20 protein-coding genes, 1 riboswitch and 1 other annotated feature are annotated in these 20,505 nt (G+C 42.0%); of the genes, 6 read left to right on the forward strand and 14 right to left on the reverse strand.

Going from position 1 to position 20,505, the window contains the following annotated elements; all coding sequences use genetic code 11:
- Window positions 1–84 precede the first annotated feature (84 nt).
- The 5 genes from cshA to KHB02_RS24540 all read right to left on the reverse strand — a co-directional run bounded on the left by cshA (window position 85) and on the right by KHB02_RS24540 (window position 6,067).
- The gene (cshA, locus tag KHB02_RS24520) at window positions 85–1,575 is read right to left on the reverse strand and encodes a degradosome RNA helicase CshA (protein WP_241114069.1); all 1,491 of its coding nucleotides are present in this window, start codon (window positions 1,573–1,575) and stop codon (window positions 85–87) included.
- Between the two features lie 220 nt (window positions 1,576–1,795).
- On the reverse strand, window positions 1,796–2,485 hold the full coding sequence (locus tag KHB02_RS24525; RefSeq protein WP_213148138.1) for an alpha/beta hydrolase: 690 nt from the start codon (window positions 2,483–2,485) through the stop codon (window positions 1,796–1,798).
- Between the two features lie 79 nt (window positions 2,486–2,564).
- Window positions 2,565–3,941: a UDP-N-acetylmuramoyl-tripeptide--D-alanyl-D-alanine ligase gene (locus tag KHB02_RS24530; protein WP_213148139.1), complete on the reverse strand. Its 1,377-nt coding sequence runs from the start codon at window positions 3,939–3,941 to the stop codon at window positions 2,565–2,567.
- A 96-nt stretch (window positions 3,942–4,037) separates the two neighbouring features.
- A complete protein-coding gene (locus KHB02_RS24535) occupies window positions 4,038–5,114 on the reverse strand; it encodes a D-alanine--D-alanine ligase (RefSeq protein ID WP_213148140.1) in 1,077 nt (358 codons plus the stop codon).
- Window positions 5,115–5,287: 173 nt separating this feature from the next.
- Complete coding sequence (locus KHB02_RS24540; RefSeq protein ID WP_213148141.1) at window positions 5,288–6,067, reverse strand: hypothetical protein; 780 nt, start codon at window positions 6,065–6,067, stop codon at window positions 5,288–5,290.
- A 275-nt stretch (window positions 6,068–6,342) separates the two neighbouring features.
- Between KHB02_RS24540 and mgtE the strand changes: the two genes are divergently transcribed.
- The 3 genes from mgtE (at window position 6,343) to uptA (ending at window position 9,844) form a co-directional block, all read left to right on the forward strand.
- Complete coding sequence (gene mgtE / locus KHB02_RS24545; protein WP_213148142.1) at window positions 6,343–7,701, forward strand: magnesium transporter; 1,359 nt, start codon at window positions 6,343–6,345, stop codon at window positions 7,699–7,701.
- A 220-nt stretch (window positions 7,702–7,921) separates the two neighbouring features.
- Window positions 7,922–9,106, forward strand: coding sequence for an FtsW/RodA/SpoVE family cell cycle protein (locus KHB02_RS24550; RefSeq protein ID WP_213148143.1), 1,185 nt, complete (start codon window positions 7,922–7,924; stop codon window positions 9,104–9,106).
- Between the two features lie 144 nt (window positions 9,107–9,250).
- A complete protein-coding gene (gene uptA, locus KHB02_RS24555; RefSeq protein ID WP_213148144.1) occupies window positions 9,251–9,844 on the forward strand; it encodes an undecaprenyl phosphate transporter UptA in 594 nt (197 codons plus the stop codon).
- A 482-nt stretch (window positions 9,845–10,326) separates the two neighbouring features.
- On the opposite strand, the gene KHB02_RS24560 is transcribed toward uptA, so the two are convergent.
- From KHB02_RS24560 to argS, 6 genes are all read right to left on the reverse strand, one after another.
- On the reverse strand, window positions 10,327–10,641 hold the full coding sequence (locus tag KHB02_RS24560; RefSeq protein WP_213148145.1) for a DMT family transporter: 315 nt from the start codon (window positions 10,639–10,641) through the stop codon (window positions 10,327–10,329).
- Window positions 10,641–10,982, reverse strand: a complete 342-nt coding sequence (locus KHB02_RS24565; protein ID WP_213148146.1) for a DMT family transporter — start codon at window positions 10,980–10,982, stop codon at window positions 10,641–10,643. Before KHB02_RS24565 ends, KHB02_RS24560 begins: the two co-directional genes overlap by 1 nt.
- 65 nt (window positions 10,983–11,047) lie before the next feature.
- Window positions 11,048–11,153: riboswitch (guanidine-I (ykkC/yxkD leader) on the reverse strand.
- A 79-nt stretch (window positions 11,154–11,232) separates the two neighbouring features.
- The gene (locus KHB02_RS24570) at window positions 11,233–11,751 is read right to left on the reverse strand and encodes a methylated-DNA--[protein]-cysteine S-methyltransferase (RefSeq protein WP_213148147.1); all 519 of its coding nucleotides are present in this window, start codon (window positions 11,749–11,751) and stop codon (window positions 11,233–11,235) included.
- A gap of 59 nt (window positions 11,752–11,810) precedes the next feature.
- A complete protein-coding gene (locus tag KHB02_RS24575; protein WP_213148148.1) occupies window positions 11,811–13,007 on the reverse strand; it encodes an MFS transporter in 1,197 nt (398 codons plus the stop codon).
- A gap of 94 nt (window positions 13,008–13,101) precedes the next feature.
- The gene (locus KHB02_RS24580; RefSeq protein ID WP_213148149.1) at window positions 13,102–13,572 is read right to left on the reverse strand and encodes a DinB family protein; all 471 of its coding nucleotides are present in this window, start codon (window positions 13,570–13,572) and stop codon (window positions 13,102–13,104) included.
- A gap of 71 nt (window positions 13,573–13,643) precedes the next feature.
- A complete protein-coding gene (argS, locus tag KHB02_RS24585; RefSeq protein WP_213148150.1) occupies window positions 13,644–15,341 on the reverse strand; it encodes an arginine--tRNA ligase in 1,698 nt (565 codons plus the stop codon).
- A gap of 54 nt (window positions 15,342–15,395) precedes the next feature.
- Window positions 15,396–15,611 (reverse strand) — a binding site (T-box leader).
- Window positions 15,612–15,723: 112 nt separating this feature from the next.
- On the opposite strand from argS, the gene KHB02_RS24590 reads away from it, so the two are divergent.
- The gene (locus KHB02_RS24590; protein ID WP_213148151.1) at window positions 15,724–15,975 is read left to right on the forward strand and encodes an alpha/beta-type small acid-soluble spore protein; all 252 of its coding nucleotides are present in this window, start codon (window positions 15,724–15,726) and stop codon (window positions 15,973–15,975) included.
- Window positions 15,976–16,028: 53 nt separating this feature from the next.
- On the opposite strand, the gene KHB02_RS24595 is transcribed toward KHB02_RS24590, so the two are convergent.
- The 3 genes from KHB02_RS24595 to KHB02_RS24605 form a co-directional block, all read right to left on the reverse strand.
- On the reverse strand, window positions 16,029–16,607 hold the full coding sequence (locus KHB02_RS24595) for a TetR/AcrR family transcriptional regulator (protein ID WP_213148152.1): 579 nt from the start codon (window positions 16,605–16,607) through the stop codon (window positions 16,029–16,031).
- A gap of 213 nt (window positions 16,608–16,820) precedes the next feature.
- Window positions 16,821–17,003: a type II toxin-antitoxin system antitoxin gene (locus tag KHB02_RS24600; RefSeq protein ID WP_213148153.1), complete on the reverse strand. Its 183-nt coding sequence runs from the start codon at window positions 17,001–17,003 to the stop codon at window positions 16,821–16,823.
- Between the two features lie 12 nt (window positions 17,004–17,015).
- On the reverse strand, window positions 17,016–17,882 hold the full coding sequence (locus KHB02_RS24605; protein WP_213148154.1) for an SPFH domain-containing protein: 867 nt from the start codon (window positions 17,880–17,882) through the stop codon (window positions 17,016–17,018).
- 183 nt (window positions 17,883–18,065) lie between these two features.
- Here KHB02_RS24605 and KHB02_RS24610 point away from each other — a divergent pair, with 183 nt between their 5' ends.
- Both KHB02_RS24610 and KHB02_RS24615 read left to right on the forward strand, forming a co-directional pair.
- Window positions 18,066–18,647: an undecaprenyl-diphosphatase gene (locus KHB02_RS24610; RefSeq protein WP_213148155.1), complete on the forward strand. Its 582-nt coding sequence runs from the start codon at window positions 18,066–18,068 to the stop codon at window positions 18,645–18,647.
- A 372-nt stretch (window positions 18,648–19,019) separates the two neighbouring features.
- Entirely contained in the window at window positions 19,020–19,925 is a 906-nt protein-coding gene (locus KHB02_RS24615) for a nuclease-related domain-containing protein (RefSeq protein ID WP_241114070.1), read from the forward strand.
- Window positions 19,926–20,505 lie beyond the last annotated feature (580 nt).

Raw genomic sequence — 20,505 nt, forward strand, 5'->3', positions numbered from 1 at the left:
AAAGGTATTTAACATTTAGTCTTCCCTTTTTGCACATATAAAAAAGCACGGACACAGCCAGCATCCATGCTTTAATACATCATCTTAATATGTTTTTGATTTCGGTTTGCCGCCGCCGGCTTTTCTTTCACCGCGAGGTTTTACCGGTGCTTTTTTTCTGCGGTCAGAATTATAGTTCCGTGAATCGTCTCTTCTGCGGCGATCCCCGCCACGGTCTCCACCACGGTCATGAGGTCTTCTTTCCTTTTTCGACTGAAGCGGCGCCTCTTCAGTCAATTTAACCGGTGTTGTATCAGGCTCTTTTGTCAGCATCTTCAACACTGCTGCAACAACCGTTGAAGCATCATTGGCTTCCAGTAATTCTTCGGCTGCATTCTTATAATAATGAAGATTGTTGGATTCAATCGTCTGTAGGATTTTATCAACAACTGCCCGCTGTTGGCCTTCCAATGCCTCATCAAGGGTTGGCGGCTTCATACGTTCCATTTTGCGCTTCGTTGTTTTTTCCACCACAAATAAATATGGCTTTTCACGTGGTGTAATAAACGTCATGGCTACACCCGTTTTACCGGCACGGCCAGTACGTCCGATGCGGTGTACATAGCTTTCCGGATCCTGCGGGATATCGAAGTTATAAACATGGGTAACGCCGGAAATATCAAGTCCACGTGCCGCTACGTCAGTTGCAACGAGAACATCGATATTACCTTCTTTAAACTTACGTAACACAGAAAGGCGTTTGGCCTGGCTTAAATCACCATGGATGCCTTCTGCAGTGTAGCCGCGAAGGTTCAAGGCTTCGGATAACTCATCGACACGGCGCTTCGTACGTCCAAACACAATCGCTAATTCCGGTGATTGGATATCAAGAAGTCTGGTTAAAACATCAAACTTGTTTTTTTCCTGCACTTCAACATAGTATTGTTCAATCAACGGAACCGTCATTTCCTTCGTTTTCACACGGACAATCTGCGGGTCCTTCATGAACTTTTCAGCAATTCGTTGGATTGGCCCTGGCATGGTTGCTGAAAAAAGCAATGTTTGGCGCCCTTCTTCCGGAACTCCTGCAAGGATAGATTCAATATCCTCGATAAATCCCATATTCAACATTTCATCGGCTTCATCCAGAATTACTGTCTGAATTTGGTCAAGACGCATGGTTTTTCTGTTAATATGGTCAAGAATCCTGCCTGGTGTACCGACAATGATATGCGGCGCTTTCTTTAATGAACGGATTTGCCGTCCAATATCCTGTCCGCCATAAATCGGCAGAACCCGGACTCTTTTACCCGCACCAATTTTATAAAGCTCTTCGGATACCTGGATAGCAAGTTCCCGAGTCGGAGCAATAATAATCCCTTGAATTGCTTCTTGTTTTGTATCAATTTTTTCAACTAACGGAATTCCAAAGGCTGCGGTTTTACCTGTTCCTGTCTGAGCCTGGCCTATTACGTCTTTATTTGCTAAGCTTAATGGAATCGTCTCAGACTGAATAGGAGTTGCTTCTTCAAATCCCATCTTTAGGACAGCTTTCAACGTAGCCTGGCTAATGCCTAAATCTTCAAACTTCGTCAATGTATTCATTCTCCTTCATCTATTTAACAATATTTTTAATATCTAAAGCTAAATCTATTCTCAAGAAACACATCAAGTAACATCTTTATTTTACCAAAAAAAAGACATTCCTCCCAAGGAGTATGCCCATTTTTCACCAATCTTTAGACACATTGCTATTAATGATAACATTATCAATAGTATTATGCAAATAAAGTTTGGATGGTTCATGCCTTATCATTTAGGAATTACCCAAAAAATCAAGCACCTGAGAAAATAGGACCGTACGCTCTCCACAGTGACAGATATGATGTTTTGATTCCTTTATATAAATAATCTTTTTTTCCTTTGCTCCGATGGTCCGATAAAGATATTCCGCACTTTTCGGCGGAACAATCCCGTCAGATTCTCCTTGGGCGATAAAGGTTGGCACATTTACCTGATTCAGCATCGGCCTGATATAGGTAACAAGCCGGCGGAATTCCAGTGTTGCTGCAAGCGGGGTCTCAGTTATTTTCCTTTTATAACGCAGGAACAGCTCATTATTCCGGATGCTGCCGGTAAATATATCCTTAATAAACATCTTTACATCAGCCGCTAGTTGTTTGGGATGAATATAGTAAGCAGCAGCACTAAGCAAAATGAGCTTGTCCACAGGATAATGTGCTGCAAGAAAGCTGGCAATCAAACCGCCCATGGAAAAACCAACGACATACACCTCATCACAAATTTCCAGAAGTTCCTTTAATTCTTCCTCGGCATGGCGGATCCATTCCTGGTAATGAACCCCTTTTAAACGGAGGGTTTCACCATGCCCCGGCAGCGTAGGAACACGAAAAACCCAATCTGTACGGTTCTTTAAATACTCCACCAAGGGCTCCACTTCATATGGGGCGCCCGTAAAGCCGTGAATGCACAAGCAGCCTATCATCCCTTTGTCACCTGCCCCATGGCCAAAAGCGCATTAACATCCGGTCTGCAAGAGACTCAAATAACCGCTCGGCCAATCCTTATTTTTGCAGTGCCTTGACAACTTCCTCCAATTTCATCCCTCTTGATGCTTTAACAAGCACGAGAGTCTGCCCATTTAGATATTTTTTTAACGACTGAATTAATTCCTCTTTATCAAGAAAGTCAAAAACTCTTTCATCACCCAATACGTTTCTTGCCTCCGCAGCGATATGGCTGCCAAGTTGTCCATAGGTGAACAGGAACTCAATTTTGTCAGCATTTAAACCTTCACCTATTTGCAAATGATACTGCTCCTCCTGCGGCCCAAGCTCGAGCATGTCGCCGAGAACGAGGATTTTCCGCTCATAGCCCTGAAGGTTTGACACTAATTCAATTGCCGCCATCATGGACGTAGGGCTTGCATTATAAGCATCGTTAATGATTTTCTCACCACGCTTCCCTTCCACAAGCTCCATCCGCATATTCGTCAGTTTGGTTGTTTTTAATCCTTCAGTTATTTCTTCAAAGGAAACGGAAAAATATTGGGCAATCAGCATCGCCGCAAGTGCATTTAAAATATTGTGTGTCCCTAAAACCGGCAGTTCAAAGGTTTTATCAGAAGCATTAATCTTGAAGCTATTCCCCTGTTCAAGCTGGGTAATTTCAGTTGGAAATAAATCATTCGTATCGCTTCTGCCGAAGGTTTGAACTTGAACATCTCCTTTAAATTGATGAATACGCTCCATCAACAGCGGCTCATCACCATGGAGTACTGCCAGTCCGCCTTTTTGAAGTCCCTGAAGAATTTCAAGTTTTGCTTCAGCAATCCCTTCTCTTGAGCCAAGGTCAAGCAGGTGGGATTCACCGATGTTTGTAATGACAACGGCATCCGGACAGGCCAGTTTGGTAAGGAATTCAATTTCGCCGCGGCCGCTCATACCCATTTCTAGGACAGCTATCTCCGTATCTTCATTTAAGCCAAGCACTGTTAAAGGAAGACCGAGATGATTGTTGTAGTTACCCTCGGTTTTTTGGACCTTATATTTAAGTGACAATAAACTTGAGGTCATGTCCTTTGTTGTTGTTTTTCCATTACTCCCGGTAATTCCAACTACTTTGACAGACAATTCCTTCCGATATTTGCGCGCCAATTCCTGCAAAGCCGCGAGGCAGTCGTCAACAATCAACAGTGGCAGCCCTTGCGGCGGATTCGGAACATCCTTTTGCCAGAGCGCCGCGCCGGCCCCTTTCTTGATGGCTTCTTCCACATATTTATGGCCGTCTACCTTCTCACCTTTAAATGGAACAAATAAGTTGCCCGGTTCAATTTTTCTGGAATCAATCGTTACACCTGCAATAACGATGTCAAGATATGACGTGATATCATTTTGCGCAGAGACCATTTCGGCAATCTGCTTTAATGATCGTTTAATCATGATTAACTCCTCCTCTTATGTCTTATTTATAAAAATGGACACGGCAAAAACAGCCGTGTCAAATGTTGTTTTTTATCCTAAGCTGCGCTTTTGTTGTTAAAAAGTATATTTAATCTGTTGCTTTTCGGCGTGTCTTTCTTTGGCTAGGTCCACAAGCCGCTCAATTAATTGCGGATATTCTACTCCGGTGTGCTTCCAGAGCAGCGGGAACATACTAAATGGCGTGAAACCAGGCATCGTGTTCACCTCATTAATTAACACCTTGCCATCTTGTGTTAAAAAGAAATCAGCCCGGACCAATCCCGAACAGTCAAGTGATTTAAAGGCACGAATTGCCATGTCCTTCATTACTGCGTATACATCCTCAGGTATCTCCGCAGGAATAATCAACGCCGTTTCCCCATCTTCGTATTTCGCCTTATAGTCATAAAAATCCTTTTTCGGGACAATTTCTCCGGCAACGGAGCATTCTGGTGCATCATTGCCAAGAACAGCAATCTCGATTTCGCGGGCAGTGACGCCCTCTTCAATAATGACTTTTCGGTCAAATTGGAAAGCCTCTGAAAATGCAGTATCAAGCTCAGCCCGGTTGCGGCATTTGCTGATTCCAACGCTCGAGCCAAGATTGGCCGGCTTTACGAAGCATGGATAGCCGAGCTCCTTCTCAACTTGTTCGTAAGCTTCTTCTTTGGCACCCGTCCATTCACTCTTAATAAAAGAAACATAGTTTACCTGCCCAAGACCTGCTTGTGCAAATATATTTTTCATGACGACTTTATCCATGCCGGCTGCTGAAGCCAAAACACCGTTCCCGACATACGGCAGGTTTAGGATTTCCAATAATCCTTGAACGGTTCCATCTTCCCCATTCGGTCCATGCAAAAGTGGAAAAATGACATCAAGCTCAGCGTTCTCTTGGTTCTCCGATTGGAATAGAGCAGGCGATAAAGCGGCCGGGACTTGACTGTCAGCGGAATATGCCAGTTCCTTTACTGTTTCAGCCGGTTCCATTAGCTGCGGACCTTTAATCCAGCGGCCTTCTACATTTATATAAATTGGATGAATTTCAAATTTTTCAAGATCTAATGCTTTCATGACAGCAAGAGCCGTTTGTAATGACACCTGATGCTCTGCGGATTTTCCTCCGTAAAGCAATCCTAATTTTGTTTTCATGCTGAAAACCTCCATCTTTTCATTCACATTTTATTTTATCACTTTCTTTAATCAGAAAGGAAATTCGATATACCTAAGTTTACTTGATTTTCAAATTTATATTATGAAGCCCATAGTTTGTTTGTTTCCTCTTGGTTTTTCCACGACGAAATAGGCTGACTTTTAGGTCAGCCTTAAACAACGTTAAGTTTCCATTCTTTTGTCTTTTTGTCAAAAATAATTTTTGCATGATAAGGCTTTGTCCTAATATATTGATATTCCTCATACATATCATCCATATTGGCATAGTCGCCAATCACCCAAATTGGAATTTCAATTCGGGTCCGCTGAGCGTCCGCATCCCTAAACGAAATGCAAATTCCTTCCTTGATGAACGGCGTCAGGGACAGCAGGATTTCCTTATTCACCGGCGTGTATGTCCGTTTTTTACGAAGTCCCAGCAGCGACTTTTCCGGTTTTATTTCCCCCAGCTTATCGGAAACCACTTCACTTAGTAAATGGAAAAAGTCCTTGAAGCTGCGGTAATATGTTTTATTAAACCAGCCGTCATCATGAGCTAAGTAAACGAAACGGTTGCCCAATTTATTGTAGAACGGGGTTTTCAAGTGTTGTTTATGGTGGCCTAAGTATAATAATTCCGCCATTTCCTGCCCAGAAAGTTCATTTAAAACATCTTCTTCCAGAAAATCAATCCAGCAGAAATCTCCGTAACCGTAAACATCATCCGCAGCCAATTTGTTTATTCCCTCTTCCGGACAGTACTCGAGCAGTGTGTGCATGTTAAAATCAGCATCATCATAGCGGTGCTTAAGTAACAGCAGGTGATTTAAAGACCCGGAAAAAGCTGCCGCAAATTCTGCGAATTCAATCCCATAGGATAAAACATACTGGTCTGATTGATTTAAATGTAAATAAATAAGGTCCCGTATGTCTTGATGATGATGCTTTTTCAACGCCAAACTCCTCCGTTCAAACACGTTTTATATTTTATCAGTTCCAGTTTCCATGAAACTTCCAAATGCTTATAGACAATACCTCCTCATTTTATCAAAAAATAGGAAAAATAGCTTATTTCATTTCTTTTACAAATAATAATATTCGATTAATGATTTAACCTAAAGGTATTACCTATAATGACGTATACTATGGATTAACCATATTGACTATTCTATGTACTCCCGCCTTATTTAATTTATAGCGATTTGGTCTAGGAAAGGAGTGATAAACCTTGGTTAAAGATATGACTCATGAGGAAATAAGTTTATATATTATCAACACATTAACTGAAAATAAAAAGGCCGAATTTGAATCTGCTCTGGATGAACTTCAGCCCTACGATGTCGCGGCGATTTACAAAGAGTTGCCAGAAAAGCAAAAGAGCCGGTTTCTACTTTATTTAAAATATGATCTTCTTGCCGACCTGATGGAAGAGCTGGAAAAATCCGAACAGCTTGAATTGTTGAATATGCTGGGGATTGAGAAATCCAGCAAGGTCCTAGATTTAATGGACAATGATGATTTGGCCACGCTTCTGCATGAATTGTCTCCTGAAAAAATAGATTCCCTCCTTTCAGAAATGGATACAAAGGAATCTAATGCCGTCAAAGATATCATGAGTTATCCTCCTGAAACAGCAGGAAGAATTATGACGAATAGGTTTGTTTGGATTCGCAACTATTATACCGTCAGGGAAGCGGTTGATAAGCTTAAATCGTTTGCTGAGTTTGCCGAAACGCTGAATTATTTATATGTCATTGACGAAGATAGCAAGCTGGTGGGAGTTGTATCCTACCGCGATTTACTGCTGGCTGGAGAAGGCGACAGGATTGACAACATTATGTTTGAACGGGTTATTTCTGTTACCGTCACAACAGACCAAGAAGATGTCGCCAAGACCGTTGAACGCTACGACTTTATCTCTGTACCGGTTGTCGATGAGAATCATGTGCTGCTCGGGATTATTACAGTTGATGACGTCATCGATGTCGTGATTAAAGAAGCAAATGAGGATATCGAGAAGCTGTCTGCTTCAGGTAAAGCAATCGATTTTGATACAAAAACGCTCGTTGCCGCAGCGCGAAGGCTTCCTTGGCTTATCCTGCTTCTGTTCATTGGGCTTATTTCAGGACGGATTATTTCAAGCTTTGAAGACACGTTGAAGCAGGTGGTTGCCCTTACCTTTTTCATGCCAATGATTGCCGGAATGACCGGTAACACCGGAACGCAATCGCTTGCCGTCGTTGTCAGAGGACTAATTTCTCACGATATTGATAAAAAGGTTATCTTTCGTTTAATCATGAGGGAGCTCGGAGTGGGAATTTCGATCGGCGCAACGTGTGCGATATTAATATCGATCATTGCGTATATTTGGCAGGGAAGCCTGACGTTAGGATTTGTAGTCGGCAGCTCACTGTTTTTCACTCTAATCATCGGAACGCTTGCCGGGACCATCATTCCGATTATTCTTTACCGTATAAAAATTGACCCTGCAGTGGCCTCAGGGCCGCTGATTACCACCCTAAATGATATTTTTTCCTTACTCACTTATTTCGGGATTGCGACGATGTTTCTTCATTATTTAATGTGAGACTGAAACTTTTCCTTCTTAAAATCGTTAAATAATATGACAGATTTTGCCTATGTTGTTGTAGGCTTACCATTTCTTTGTTAGTCTGATATAAATGGAAACTCGCCGATTGGCGAGTCCGATAGGACGAAGACAGAGGCGTAGTTGAATTTATGCGTTCAGAATTTATGAACATAAATTCTGATTAGCTTAACTAATTGCAAAAAATAAGGTGTGGTCTATGGATACAGAAATAAAAAAAGCGGACCGTTTTGATTGGACATTAACATTAATATTATTTCTTTTCTTTCTTATCAGCTGCCTAGCAATTTACAGTGCCCAATCGACCGGTCAATACGGGGAACGGAATTTCCTGATTATGCAGGTCTTTTGGTATGTGGTCGGCGCTGCCATTGTTTTGGGATCCATTCTTTTCGACAGCTATCAGTACCGCAAACTTGCCTGGGTACTATATGGCTTTGGGATTTTCCTGCTAATCCTGTTAGCGGTTGCCCCGCCAAGTATTGCACCCGAAAGGAACGGCTCGAAAAACTGGTTTGTGATTAAAGGCATTGGGACCATCCAGCCTTCAGAGTTCGTCAAAATCTTTTTAATCTTGGCCTTAAGCCGGGCAGTGGCCGCTCATCATGAAAAGTATATTGAAAAAACGCTGACGACCGACCTGCTGCTGTTGCTTAAGCTTGGCTTTATTACCGTGGTGCCGCTTGGTTTAATCGTAGTGGAAGACTTAGGGACAGCCCTGGTCATTATGGCGATTTTGACCGGTGTTATCCTTGTTTCCGGCATTTCGTGGAAAATCATCTTGCCCATTTGCAGTGTTGGCGCTTCGTTTGTTGCCCTAATCTTTTATCTTGTGTTAAATAAACCGGAAATTCTTGAAAAATATCTCCATGTGGAAACCTATCAATTTAATCGAATATATTCCTGGCTTGACCCGGCTAATCATTCATCCGGATCAAGCTTTCATCTGCTGCAGTCATTAAAAGCAATCGGGTCAGGTCTTATATCTGGCAAAGGCTTCAGCAATGGGGTGGTTTATGTCCCCGAAGCCCATACCGATTTTATTTTTAGTGTGATCGGCGAGGAATACGGCTTTGTCGGCGGCAGCGTTGTCATCGGACTGTACTTTTTGCTTATTTACCATTTAATTAAAACGGCGCTGGATACGAATGAGCCGTTCAATACATATGTTTGCACGGGCATTATCTGCATGATTACCTTTCATGTTTTCCAAAATGTCGGCATGACAATTCAAGTGCTTCCGATTACCGGAATTCCCCTGCCCTTTATCAGCTACGGCGGCAGTTCGCTGATGGGGAATATGTTTGCGATGGGTCTTGTCTACAGCATCCGCTATCATCATCGAACCTATATGTTTTCTACAGAAAAATCATTAAGTTCCTGATTGTCTATGAGGCAGCGGCTGTTAAGCTGCTTTTTTCTTTTTGAATGGAATGTCTGGATGAAAAAGACCATATATATTTCTTTATGAGACAAACTATTATAAACTGGTTAGAGTGACTATTATTTACATAAGTGAAGGTGTGCTATGAAAGAGTTTATTTTTTCGGTATTAGATTTTCTATCACAGTTAGGTTATTTCGGGATTGCTTTGGGATTAATGATTGAAATCATCCCAAGCGAGCTCGTTTTAGGATATGGCGGCTACATGATTTCGCTCGGAAAAATTAATTTTGTCGGGGCCGTAATTGCCGGGACCATCGGCGGAACACTTGCTCAGTTGTTTTTATATTGGGCGGGCTATTATGGCGGTCGGCCATTTTTGGAGAAGTACGGAAAGTATGTCCTGATTAAAAAGAAGCATATCGATGTAGCGGAGCATTGGTTTGAAAAATATGGAGTAGGCGTCATTTTTACAGCCAGATTCATCCCTGTTGTCCGCCACGCGATTTCCATTCCTGCGGGAATTGCGAAAATGTCTGCGCTAAAGTTCACTCTTTATACCGTGGCAGCGATTATCCCTTGGACCATATTGTTTCTTGTGTTGGGCAAGACATTGGGTGCAAACTGGTCGCATATTAAAGAAGCAGCGCAGCCATACGTCATGCCGCTCCTGATCGCAGCGATTGTGCTGGGAGTTATCTACTTTTTAATTAAAAAGACGAAGAAAACCACTGACTAGACATTGTAAAAGGTTTACTTGTGAGGTGCAAAACGGTAAATCACAACCCTAACCACATAGCAAATCACATAACCTTTCACAACACAAATTACAGTATATTGCACAGTCCATAAGGCTTTGAGATAAAAATATCTCTAAGCCTTTCTTAAAATTTTCTATATCTGACCAAAGCAACCGTAAGTTGTACAAGTTCATTAGACAGAGTTTGATAAATAAGGGGAGAAATTTCCCTTATTTATCAAATAAGATTAAGAATAACTAAAATAGGCGGAGAAATTTCCCCTATTGACTAAAAAAACTCCAGAATTGGGGATTATGCTTTGTTTAAGCGGAAAACCTTCCCTTATTTACGCTTGAATGAGCCCTATTCTCCTATTAGCGGAAAAATCTTCACTTATTTTATGATCACTAGTTACTCCATTAAGGATAAGACTTCTAATGTTTCAAAAAAATCAAGTGAACCTCATTAAATGAAAGGCAAACTAGGAAACAACCTTCAACCCAACCGCCGCACTCAAAACCATGGCAATAAACAGAAGTCTCTTCCATTCCCTCGATTCACCATAAAATAACATGCCTAATAACGCCCCGCCTGATGCACCTATTCCAGTCCAAATGGCATAAGCTGTGCCCATCGGCAATGTTTTCATCGCATTAGCGAGAAATAAGAAACTGCCGCCGAAGCCAATCACCAATAACACAAAGGATTGCCAGTTTCGATCCCTATGCACTTTATTAATCATCGCCACACCAAACATCTCAAAAAAACCAGCCAACATTAGCGAAATCCAAGCCATCAGGAATCAGCCCCTTCCTCAGCAGAATCTGTCGTTACTAATTTCAAGCCGACCACTCCTGCCAGCAGCACGAGTATTAAAAGGATTTTTACTATATCAAACGGTTCCCCAAAAAAGAGAATATCCGAAATAACCGTACCGGCTGTGCCTAATCCTACAAAAACTGCATATACCGTACCTACAGGGAGTTTATTCCCCGCAGCGATTAAAGCATAGAAACTGATAATTATAGACACACCCGTACCGGCCCATTCCCAAACATTATCAGCATGCTTTAATCCTACCACCCAAAAAACTTCGAAAAATGCCGCAAAAAACACCTTCATCCACTGTAAATTCATTCTATTCACTCCTTCCCCAAATACCGGAACAAACAAAAAAAGCCCGGAGATAACTGTTTATCAGTATCTCCCAGGCTTTTATCCCTCCGTGTACACAGACATATCTGTGCGTTTTCTCTCGGACCAGACCAGCGCACGCACCCGCGCCACGGAACCCTAGAAAACTTTTCAGCTATTTAATTCATACCGCCATTATAGCACAATTTTTATAAAATTGGTTAGCAGTTTCGACCATTTCAAACCAAACAAACTAGAGCATCACCTTATGCGGCGCTTCTTCTTTCATTTTGCGGCCTTCGAGTTCAAGCAGCTGCTGTTTAATCGGGGTATTACTGCCGGCATAGCCGGTTAGGCTTCCGCTTTTTCCAATTACCCGATGACACGGGATAATAATCGGCAGCTGGTTCGCCCGGTTGGCTTGTCCGACGGCCCTGACCGCTTTCGGATTTCCAATCGTTTCCGCGACATCCGCATAACTGCGAACTTCGCCATAAGGAATCCTAAGCAGCGCATCCCAAACCTTCCTGCGAAATTCGGTCCCCTCGACGGAAATCGGTAAGTCAAAATCACGGCGCTGGCCGCCAAAATATTCATCCAATTGCCGGACCGCTTCCTGGCAAATGGCTGTATCCTCTTTTAAATCAGGATTTTCTTCCAAAAACTTAACCCAGTCCTCTTCAAACAATTCAATTCTTTTCAAACCCGTTTCGTCTGCAATAATCCGCAATGTTCCAACTGGGGACTGATAGACAGCAAAGCCTAAACTCATCGTAATCGCTCCCGGACTTTGTATTTATGTTTATTATACAAAAAATAAAGAAGACTTGCCTAAGCAAATCTTCGATTCGGTTTTTCCTTATTCATTTTTTCCTTATATATGAAAAAGGCATACAAAAGCATTGAAACGAATACAGAGAATGCCGCTGCTTTATAGATGCTGCTATAGCCCAATAGATGGCCGATTTGTCCAAACACCATTGCTCCTATACCGATTCCCAAATCAAAAAAGGAGAAAAAGGTGGCATTGGCCATCCCTCTGCGGTTAATGTGGGTCTTTTCAATGGACCACGCCTGCAGGGCAGGCTGAACCGTGCCAAAGCCAAGGCCATACAGGCCTGCGGCAGCAAATAGAATAGTGCTGTTGGGAAGCCATGATAACAATAGCATCGCCGCTAAAATTAACAACGTCCCGGGAATAAAGACTGCCTGATGCCCCTTTCGATCGTATAACTGTCCTGCAAAGGTTCTCGTAATCATTAAGGCAATGGCATAAATCAGAAAATACCATTCAATTCCTTCAATCTGTTTTTGGGCCGTATAAAGAGGGAGGAATGACGCTATACCGCCAAAGGTAACGGTTAAAAAGAACATCAGCATCGATGGCTTTAGAGCACTTTTTTCGTAAAAATTAAGTCTCCCCTTTGGCTTTTCCTGTCTCGGCTCCACCTTTTTATAGGTTATTCTTGATGACAATAATAAGGCAATCAGCCCTAAAACTGAACAAATTAGAAAAAATGTTTCAAACTTCAATACCCCGGCTAAAACCAAACCCAGCGCCGGACCAAAGGCGAGGGCCAGATTCCCCGACAGCCCATAATAGCCCATCCCCTCTCCGCGCCGGGATGCCGGAATTAAATCGGTGGCGATGGTTCCTGATGCGGTGGTGGAAAGGCCCCAGCCCACCCCTTGGACAACACGCATCACAAATAGGAAGGCAATGCTTGTCAGGAAGCCAAAGGATCCCACTGATAGGACAAAAATGGCCAACCCCAATAAGTATACGAAGCCTCTCCCCTTTGTCTCCAGTGCTTGCCCCGCAAAAGGGCGGAGAAGCAGTGCAGAAAAGGTAAAAATACCAATGACGAAACCTATTAACTGGTCATTGCCACCTAGTTTCTCCACAAAGAGCGGAATTGTTGGCAAAGTCATTTGAAATCCTAGGAAGATAAAAAAATTAGCGAATATAATAAGGACAAAATCCTTTGTCCAAATTCTTTCTTTCAGTCTTTCCTGCTGATTATCCATAAAGATTGTTAGACGTCCTCTCTTTTTTCTATGTTTCCCTATATATAACGAAAAATCGTTTCTACTAGAGCAGAAACGAAATTTCACTTTTTATTTATTTTACTTGAGCAGCCGCTTGGACAACTCGTTTCATTGCTGAAATTTGCCCTAAGTGCATAGATTCATGGAAGATGGCAAAGCTCGTCAATTCACCGTACGTTTCTTGGCCAAGAAATGGTGTTTTAAGTTTCTCTGCAAAACTTTCAACCGGAATTTCTTGAATTCGTTCAAATTGTTCCTTTAACTGAACCGTCAATTCCTGGACAGATGGGACTTCACCATTCCAATCAGCCGGTTTTGTACCGTTGCCAAATAGTTCTAAATAATTGTCTGGTAAATTAGCTGACTTTTTCGGAAAGCCAAACATAAATTGTTCGGCAACAGTTAACACATGGCCCACATGCCAGTGGATTGTATTATTGAATCCTTCCGGCTGGATATCTACAATGTTTTGATCCAGCACCTCTACATTTTTTAGCAGGTAATTCCTCGCTGTTGCAAAACTTTTTAATAATACCTCACTCATCCCTTAGCCCTCCAATCATTAATCTAACTTTTATTGTATCCCATTTTTAACCAATGGTTAAGCAAAATGCTTTACATTTCTTCAGGAGCTTCAATCCCTAAGAGACGCAAACCTTCTTTAAGAACGACTGTTACAGAGTAAACAAGTGCCAGGCGTGCGCTTTGTTCCTCGCTCTGCTCGAGTACTTTAACTTCCGCATAGTATTTATTGAAGACTTGGGCGAGGTCGACAATGTATTTTGCGATTTGGGATGGATCATAATTTTCGCATGCACGCTTAATGGCGCTGGAGAATTCCATTAACATGCTGATTACCTTCCACTCGTTTTCCCATGTAGTCTGGTAGACGGACGCCGGTGCCGATTCCGCCTTCCATCCAGCTTTTCGTAATATTGAGCTAGCTCTCGCAAATGTATACTGAACATAAGGGCCGGTTTCCCCTTCAAAACGAAGCATTTCCTCTAAGGAGAATTCAATATCGTTCATCCGGTTGTTTTTTAAGTCGTGAAAAATAACTGCGCCGACACCGACCTGTTTGGCCACTCCATCTTTGTCTGCCAGATTTGGATTTTTTTCCTCAATATTATACCGGGCCATCGTGATTGATTCGTTCAAAACTTCCTCCAGGAGGACAACCTTGCCTTTACGGGTCGACATTTTCTTGCCGTCCTTTAGCATCATCCCAAATGGAATATGGACCATTTTATCGGCCCACTCGAAGCCAGCTTTATTCAATACCGCAATCAGTTGTTTAAAGTGAAGGCTTTGCTCATGGCCGACGACATATAAAGATTGTGCGAAGTCGTAATTTTCTTTTCGGTAGATAGCAGCCGCTAGGTCACGAGTGGCATACAGCGTCGCTCCATCCGATTTTTTAATGAGGCATGGCGGAAGCTCCTCTTCGGTCAATTCGACAACCTGGGCCTGGTCAGATTCCACGAGCAGCTGTTTTTCCTCAAGAATCTGGACAACACGGTCCATTTTATCATTGTAAAAAGCTTCCCCGGCATAGGAGTCAAATTCCACGTTCATAAGCTGATAAATTCTTGAGAACTCCTTTAGGGACTCATCACGGAACCATTGCCATAAGGAGTGCGCTTCTTGGTCGCCATCTTCAAGCTTTTTAAACCAGCCGCGTCCTTCGTCTTCAAGAGCCGGATTCGTTTCCGCCTCTGCATGGAATTTAATATACAGGGCAAGCAGTTCCTTGATTGGATTTGCCTTGACCTTTTCCTCATCTCCCCAGCGTTTATAGGCAGAAATCAGCTTTCCGAACTGGGTGCCCCAGTCGCCAAGGTGGTTGATTTTGATTGGCTTATAGCCGCATTTTTCAACAATTAAAGCAATGGCATTTCCAATAACAGTAGAACGCAAATGCCCCATGGAAAATGGTTTTGCGATATTAGGAGACGACATGTCAATGGTAACATTGCCTCCCTGGCCAAAATCATGGGCGCCATATTTGCCTTTTTCAGTAATAATGCTGTTAATGATATGTTCGGCGACAAGCTTTTTATTTAAAAACACGTTAAGATAGGCTCCGACCACTTCTACTTTTTCAAAAGTGGGGGACTGGATTTTTTCGCTTAACTCTTGGGCAATTAAATTCGGTGCCTTACGCTTCAGTTTTGCGAGTGAAAAACACGGGAAAGCTAAATCCCCATGGTCCTGATTTTTTGGTTTTTCAATTAACTGCTCGATATTCTGGGAGGCTAATTCGCCTTCTAATGCTTGATATAAGACTTCTGCAAGCCCTTTCTTAAAATTCATTTCCTATGACCTCCTCCAGTTTTTCTATAAATGCAAAAAACTCTCGTCTCTATAAAAAGAGACGAGAGTTTGAAATTCCCGCGGTACCACTCTAATTGTTCATACTGAACCAACTTTGATCTTTGTTAACGGAGGACTCTCCGGCACCCTCTACTATTTTCAAGGGCACTTCTCCAAAGTGCGTTTCATTATCTCCTCCGTATCAGGCTTCCACCACCCCTGACTCGCTTGGACTTACGAGATAACTACTCTCTTTTTCACCGAATTTATTCGCTTAATTATTGGTTATTATACTGGAAAGAAACGGTTTTATCCAGTCCTTGCTGATGTTTTTGATGAATTTTTCCGTTCTGGAAATTCTATTCGTAAAGGAGGGATTTGTATGGCGAGAAGAAACAAAATTCTTGTCCCAGAGGCGAGAAGCGGGTTAGATCAGTTAAAGGCTAAGGTCGTGCAGGCACAGCGTCCTGAGGATGCCAAATTTGAGGCCGCTGAAGAAGTGGGCGTACCCTTATCAAAAGGCTATAACGGCAAGCTGACCTCGGAACAAGCCGGCAAGGTTGGCGGCCGGCTTGGCGGCAGCATGGTCCGCGAACTCGTCAAAATGGCTCAGCAAAACCTAAGCAAAAAATAACCCAAACTAAAAGAACTGGAGCACTGGGGCCTGTCCCCCAGTGCTTTATCGCGTTACTTTCCTCTTGGCAGCCCCTTTAACAAAAACACCTTCATAATTTCCGCAATTTGCTCAGAGCTTAACGGGTCATGATTTTTTTCCCAATCCGAAACCAATGCGATATACATTTTTAGCAAAAGAAAGCTAGTTATTTCCGGGTTCACCGCTGGGATTGCTCCCTTAGCAATAGCCGTTTCGATTTTATCCTTTAAATAACCAATAATTTCGTCCTCCACATGCTGGAGCATTTCCGAAACTGCTAAAGTTCCCATTTCCGCCTCTTCTTGTACCAATTTAATCATTAATTGGTGCCTAGAGCGGAATTCCAGTAAACGATAAAGGGCCCGATGGACATTTTCCGTAAAGGGCAATTCCGGGTTAATGACAGAATCCGCCTCCGCAATCATTTCCTTCACTAAAGAAGAAATAATTTCTTCAAATAACTCCTCTTTATTTTTAAAAAATGTATAAATGGTTCCCTTTCCGACGTTTGCAAGCTTGGCAACTTGGTCCATGGTCGTTGCTTTATAGCCAAACAAGGAAAAAGACTTAGTTGCTGCCTCCACAATCATTCTTCTGCGATCAGGTGCCATAGCGCACATCCTTCTCATTGACTAATTTGGTTCTACGGTCAATTAATATGCTTTTACTATAGCACAGCCTGAATTCGGTTTCAAATTTATCTGGAAGGTTTTTGGAAGGCTGTCAAACTTGCGGAAATTTGGCTAGTCAATAATTATAAAATCGTACAGTGTCAATCTCAGACACTCTGCTGTTAAAAAACCGGAGGCGGTTTGCCTCCGGTTTTAATCTTCTTCTTTTTCTCTGGACGTTTTTGAGTTTTTTAATCTTCCGGCATCCTTTAATGCCTTTTTTATAATCAGTTCAATCTGGGCATTCACACTGCGGAATTCATCGTCTGCCCATTTCTCCAAAGCATCATATATTTTCTGATCAACGCGCAGTAAAAACCGCTTCTTATCGGCCACATCATCACTACCTTAATAAATCGATCCTGTATTAATTACCGGCTGGCTTCCCTTATCAGAAACGATGGCAACCATTAAATTATTCACCATTTGCGCTTTCTTTTCCTCATCCAGTTCGACAATTCCTTCATCCTTTAATTGATCAATTGCCGATTTGACCATGGATACCGCACCTTCAACAATGACCTTGCGCGCTGCGAGGACCGCTTTGGCCTGCTGTCTTTGCAGCATCGCATGGGCAATTTCACTCGAATACGCCAGATGCATGATCCTTGCTTCAATAATTTCCACACCGGCCAATTCCAAGCGTTTCTGCAAGTCCTTTGTCAACTCGTCACCAACCTCATCCGAGTGCTGCCTTAACGATACTTCATAATCATTGTTGACATTATCATATGGGTACTGGCTGGCGATATGGCGCAGGCCTGTTTCACTTTGCGTATGCACAAACGTTTTGTAGTTTTCAACATCAAAAACGGCTTTGGCAGAATCAAACACCTTATATACAACTACCGCAGCGATTTCGATCGGGTTCCCTTCCAAATCATTTACCTTTAATTTATCACTATTGAAGTTAATTACCCTTAGGGATACTGTTTTTCTTAAGGTTAAAGGAATCGTCAACCAAAATCCTTCCTGTTTGATCACTCCGAGGTAGCGGCCAAATAAAGTAAATACCTTTGCTTGATTCGGCTGAATGACAGTGAACCCGGAAAGCAGGAGAAACAACACCACAACACCAATCACTGCGAGGACAAAAGATACAGGACTTTCAGTTAAGGTAAATTGCCTGAATGAAAATACTACCGCCGCCCCGATTAACAGAAACAATAATACCCCCAAAAATCCATTAATTTTGAACATATCTTTCTCTCTCATCCCAACCACTCCCCTTTTGAAAAATTTTTCCATCTATATCATTATGATATCATTTCGGTATCAAAAGGTGAAGGAATATTTACCTATATTTTTTTACCCGGTTTGGCGTTATTAACGGTAACATTTTCACTAACTTTATAGTATAATCCCTTTATCTGGTAGATTCGGAGGTTATAATTTAGCATGTCTATTATGGAAATTAATATTAATGTGTTTCGAATGATTAATAATTTGGGGAAACAATACGACTTTTTGAATCCTCCCATTATGGCTATCGCTGAATACACGCTGTATGTGTTAATACTGGCTTTAGTGTTGTATTTGTTTACAGGCGGTAGAAAAAATAAAGTGATGGTCATTTGCTCGGTATTCACCTTGTTAATGGCAGAAGGTCTAGGAAAACTGGCAGGAATGCTCCACTCCAATAATCAACCCTTCGCTGAACTGTCCAACGTCAATAAACTTATCGAGAAAGCAGTCGACAATTCCTTCCCTAGCGACCATACGATGATATTTTTCTCCCTATGCGTAACGTTCTGGCTTTTCAGGAGAGGCTGGAGTTTCTTGTGGATCCTGTTGGCTGTGCTTGTAGGGTTTTCGCGGATATGGGTAGGGGTTCATTATCCAGGGGACGTTTTGGTCGCTGCTATCCTTAGTATCATATCTGCTCTAGTTGTGCACCGGTTCGTTCCAAGACTTAAATTTATGCAAAACATAGCAGGAGAACAACACATTCCAAACCGGACGAAATACGAAGAGCTTTAATATTTAATAACGGAAAGAAACGCTTGGATAAAAATCCAAGCGTTTTTAATTGTACTATACTATTCAAACGTTTGATTAAAGCGGAAAGGCTATTGTGCTTTACTATTCAATCGTTTAATTAAATATCGGAATGGGGGAAAATCTTGCATTTACAGGAGTTTCCTTTCTTTATGTTATACAAATCAATCGTTTAATTAACAGAGGTACTATACTATTCAAACGTTTAATTAACTTAAACAACAATATCTGACCTTTGTAATTGTCGATATTTTTAGAAGGTTAACAAAATATTCATTTCTTGAGGCAGTGGGGCAGGCCGATTCCGTTTAAAATGGACTTGGAGTTTATTTTTAGAAAAGGATGTGGTCGGATGTGAATTTAAAACCGCTCGCTGAATCGAAGAGATTTAAAATTTACCGTTTTCTAAATACGAGGATGGAGTTACTGCCAGACGATAGGTGGAATTACCAAAAATTGAAAAGCGGCTTTGAAGGTGAGTTGTTTTTTCAGTCTTTAACGGACAAGCTTCAATGCAACTGCTATGTGTTAAACGATTTACTGTTTGAATTAAATGGCACTACGTTCCAAATCGATTCATTGATTATTTTTCAAGATATTATCTCGTTGAATGAAGTTAAAAATTTTAGAGGGGATTTTTTTTATCAAGATGGTAAGTTCTATGATTCTAATGGAAAGGAACGCAAAGACCCCTTAGTCCAATTGGAAAATTGCGAGTCTATGTTTCGCCAATTGCTGGAAAAGCTTGGCTTTAAATTCACTGTTATAGGGAAAGTTGTCCACGTGAACCCCGAATTCACCCTTTACCAAGTTCCTCTAAAGGTCCCGATCATTTTTCCAACTCAACTTAATACTTATATGCGGAAATTAGAAGCGGCCCCGGCTGCTCTGAATAGCAAACATCGGAAACTCGTAGAAAAATTATTATCCCTGCATCTGGCAGAAAACCCCTATGCCAAATTACCTGACTATGAATATGGAAAGATGCGGAAAGGGCTTACATGCGGGATTTGCTGCTCATTTCAGGTTTCGGTTAATGGCCAGCAATGTGTTTGCGGTGATTGTGGGCACGAGGAAAAAGTCGAGTCGGCGGTACTTCGGCACGTGGAGGAACTGCGTCTGCTGTTTCCGGATTTCAAGGTTACTACTAATTTGGTGTTTGAGTGGTGTGGTGGGGGTGTGGATAAGAAGAGGATTCGTCGGATTCTAGAAAAGAAATATAAAAGAGTCGGGGTTCACCAATGGACATATTACGAATAAAGATTAAGGTAACTTAAAAACAGGTAATTTTTATTGGGCTTTGTTTACCTTTTGGGTGGTTTTGGTCTTCATCAAATTTATGAAGACATTTCCTCACTTGCCTCGAGTGATTTTGGTCCTCATCGAGATTATGAAGGACATTTCCTACTTGCCTTGGATGGTTTTGGTCCTCATCAGGCTTATGAAGGACTTTTCCTCACTTGCCTTGGATGGTTTTAGTCTTCATCAGCTTTATGAAGGACTTTTCCTCACTTGTCTCGGGTGGTTTTGGTCCTCATCGGCCTTATGAAGGACATTTTCCCACTTGCCTCGGATGGTTTTGGTCTTCATCGTTCTTATGAAGGACATTTTCTCGCTTGTCTCGGGTGGCTTTGGTCCTCATCAGGCTTATGAAGGACATTTCTTCACTCGCCTTGGATGGTTTTGGCCTTCATCGGCCTTATGAAGGACATTTTCCCGCTTGTCTCGGATGGTTTTGGTCTTCATCAACTTTATGAAGGACATTTCCTCACTTGTCTCGGGTGGTTTTGGTCCTCATCGGCCTTATGAAGGACATTTCCTCACTTGCCTCGGGTGGTTT

Source organism: Neobacillus citreus (genome assembly GCF_018343545.2).
GTDB classification, from domain to species: Bacteria; Bacillota; Bacilli; order Bacillales; family Cytobacillaceae; genus Neobacillus; species Neobacillus citreus.

Excerpts from the sequence above, each read along its gene's own strand:
- KHB02_RS24535 (WP_213148140.1), bottom strand. The coding sequence starts at position 5,114 with ATGAAAACAAAATTAGGATTGCTTTACGGAGGAAAATCCGCAGAGCAT.
- KHB02_RS24570 (WP_213148147.1), bottom strand. The coding sequence starts at position 11,751 with ATGAGTTTAGGCTTTGCTGTCTATCAGTCCCCAGTTGGAACATTGCGG.
- KHB02_RS24575 (WP_213148148.1), bottom strand. The coding sequence starts at position 13,007 with ATGGATAATCAGCAGGAAAGACTGAAAGAAAGAATTTGGACAAAGGAT.
- KHB02_RS24595 (WP_213148152.1), bottom strand. The coding sequence starts at position 16,607 with ATGGCACCTGATCGCAGAAGAATGATTGTGGAGGCAGCAACTAAGTCT.
- argS (WP_213148150.1), bottom strand. The coding sequence starts at position 15,341 with ATGAATTTTAAGAAAGGGCTTGCAGAAGTCTTATATCAAGCATTAGAA.
- KHB02_RS24550 (WP_213148143.1), top strand. The coding sequence starts at position 7,922 with ATGGATACAGAAATAAAAAAAGCGGACCGTTTTGATTGGACATTAACA.
- KHB02_RS24580 (WP_213148149.1), bottom strand. The coding sequence starts at position 13,572 with ATGAGTGAGGTATTATTAAAAAGTTTTGCAACAGCGAGGAATTACCTG.
- KHB02_RS24565 (WP_213148146.1), bottom strand. The coding sequence starts at position 10,982 with ATGAATTTACAGTGGATGAAGGTGTTTTTTGCGGCATTTTTCGAAGTT.
- KHB02_RS24590 (WP_213148151.1), top strand. The coding sequence starts at position 15,724 with ATGGCGAGAAGAAACAAAATTCTTGTCCCAGAGGCGAGAAGCGGGTTA.
- KHB02_RS24605 (WP_213148154.1), bottom strand. The coding sequence starts at position 17,882 with ATGAGAGAGAAAGATATGTTCAAAATTAATGGATTTTTGGGGGTATTA.
- uptA (WP_213148144.1), top strand. The coding sequence starts at position 9,251 with ATGAAAGAGTTTATTTTTTCGGTATTAGATTTTCTATCACAGTTAGGT.
- KHB02_RS24560 (WP_213148145.1), bottom strand. The coding sequence starts at position 10,641 with ATGGCTTGGATTTCGCTAATGTTGGCTGGTTTTTTTGAGATGTTTGGT.
- KHB02_RS24525 (WP_213148138.1), bottom strand. The coding sequence starts at position 2,485 with ATGATAGGCTGCTTGTGCATTCACGGCTTTACGGGCGCCCCATATGAA.
- KHB02_RS24610 (WP_213148155.1), top strand. The coding sequence starts at position 18,066 with ATGTCTATTATGGAAATTAATATTAATGTGTTTCGAATGATTAATAAT.
- KHB02_RS24530 (WP_213148139.1), bottom strand. The coding sequence starts at position 3,941 with ATGATTAAACGATCATTAAAGCAGATTGCCGAAATGGTCTCTGCGCAA.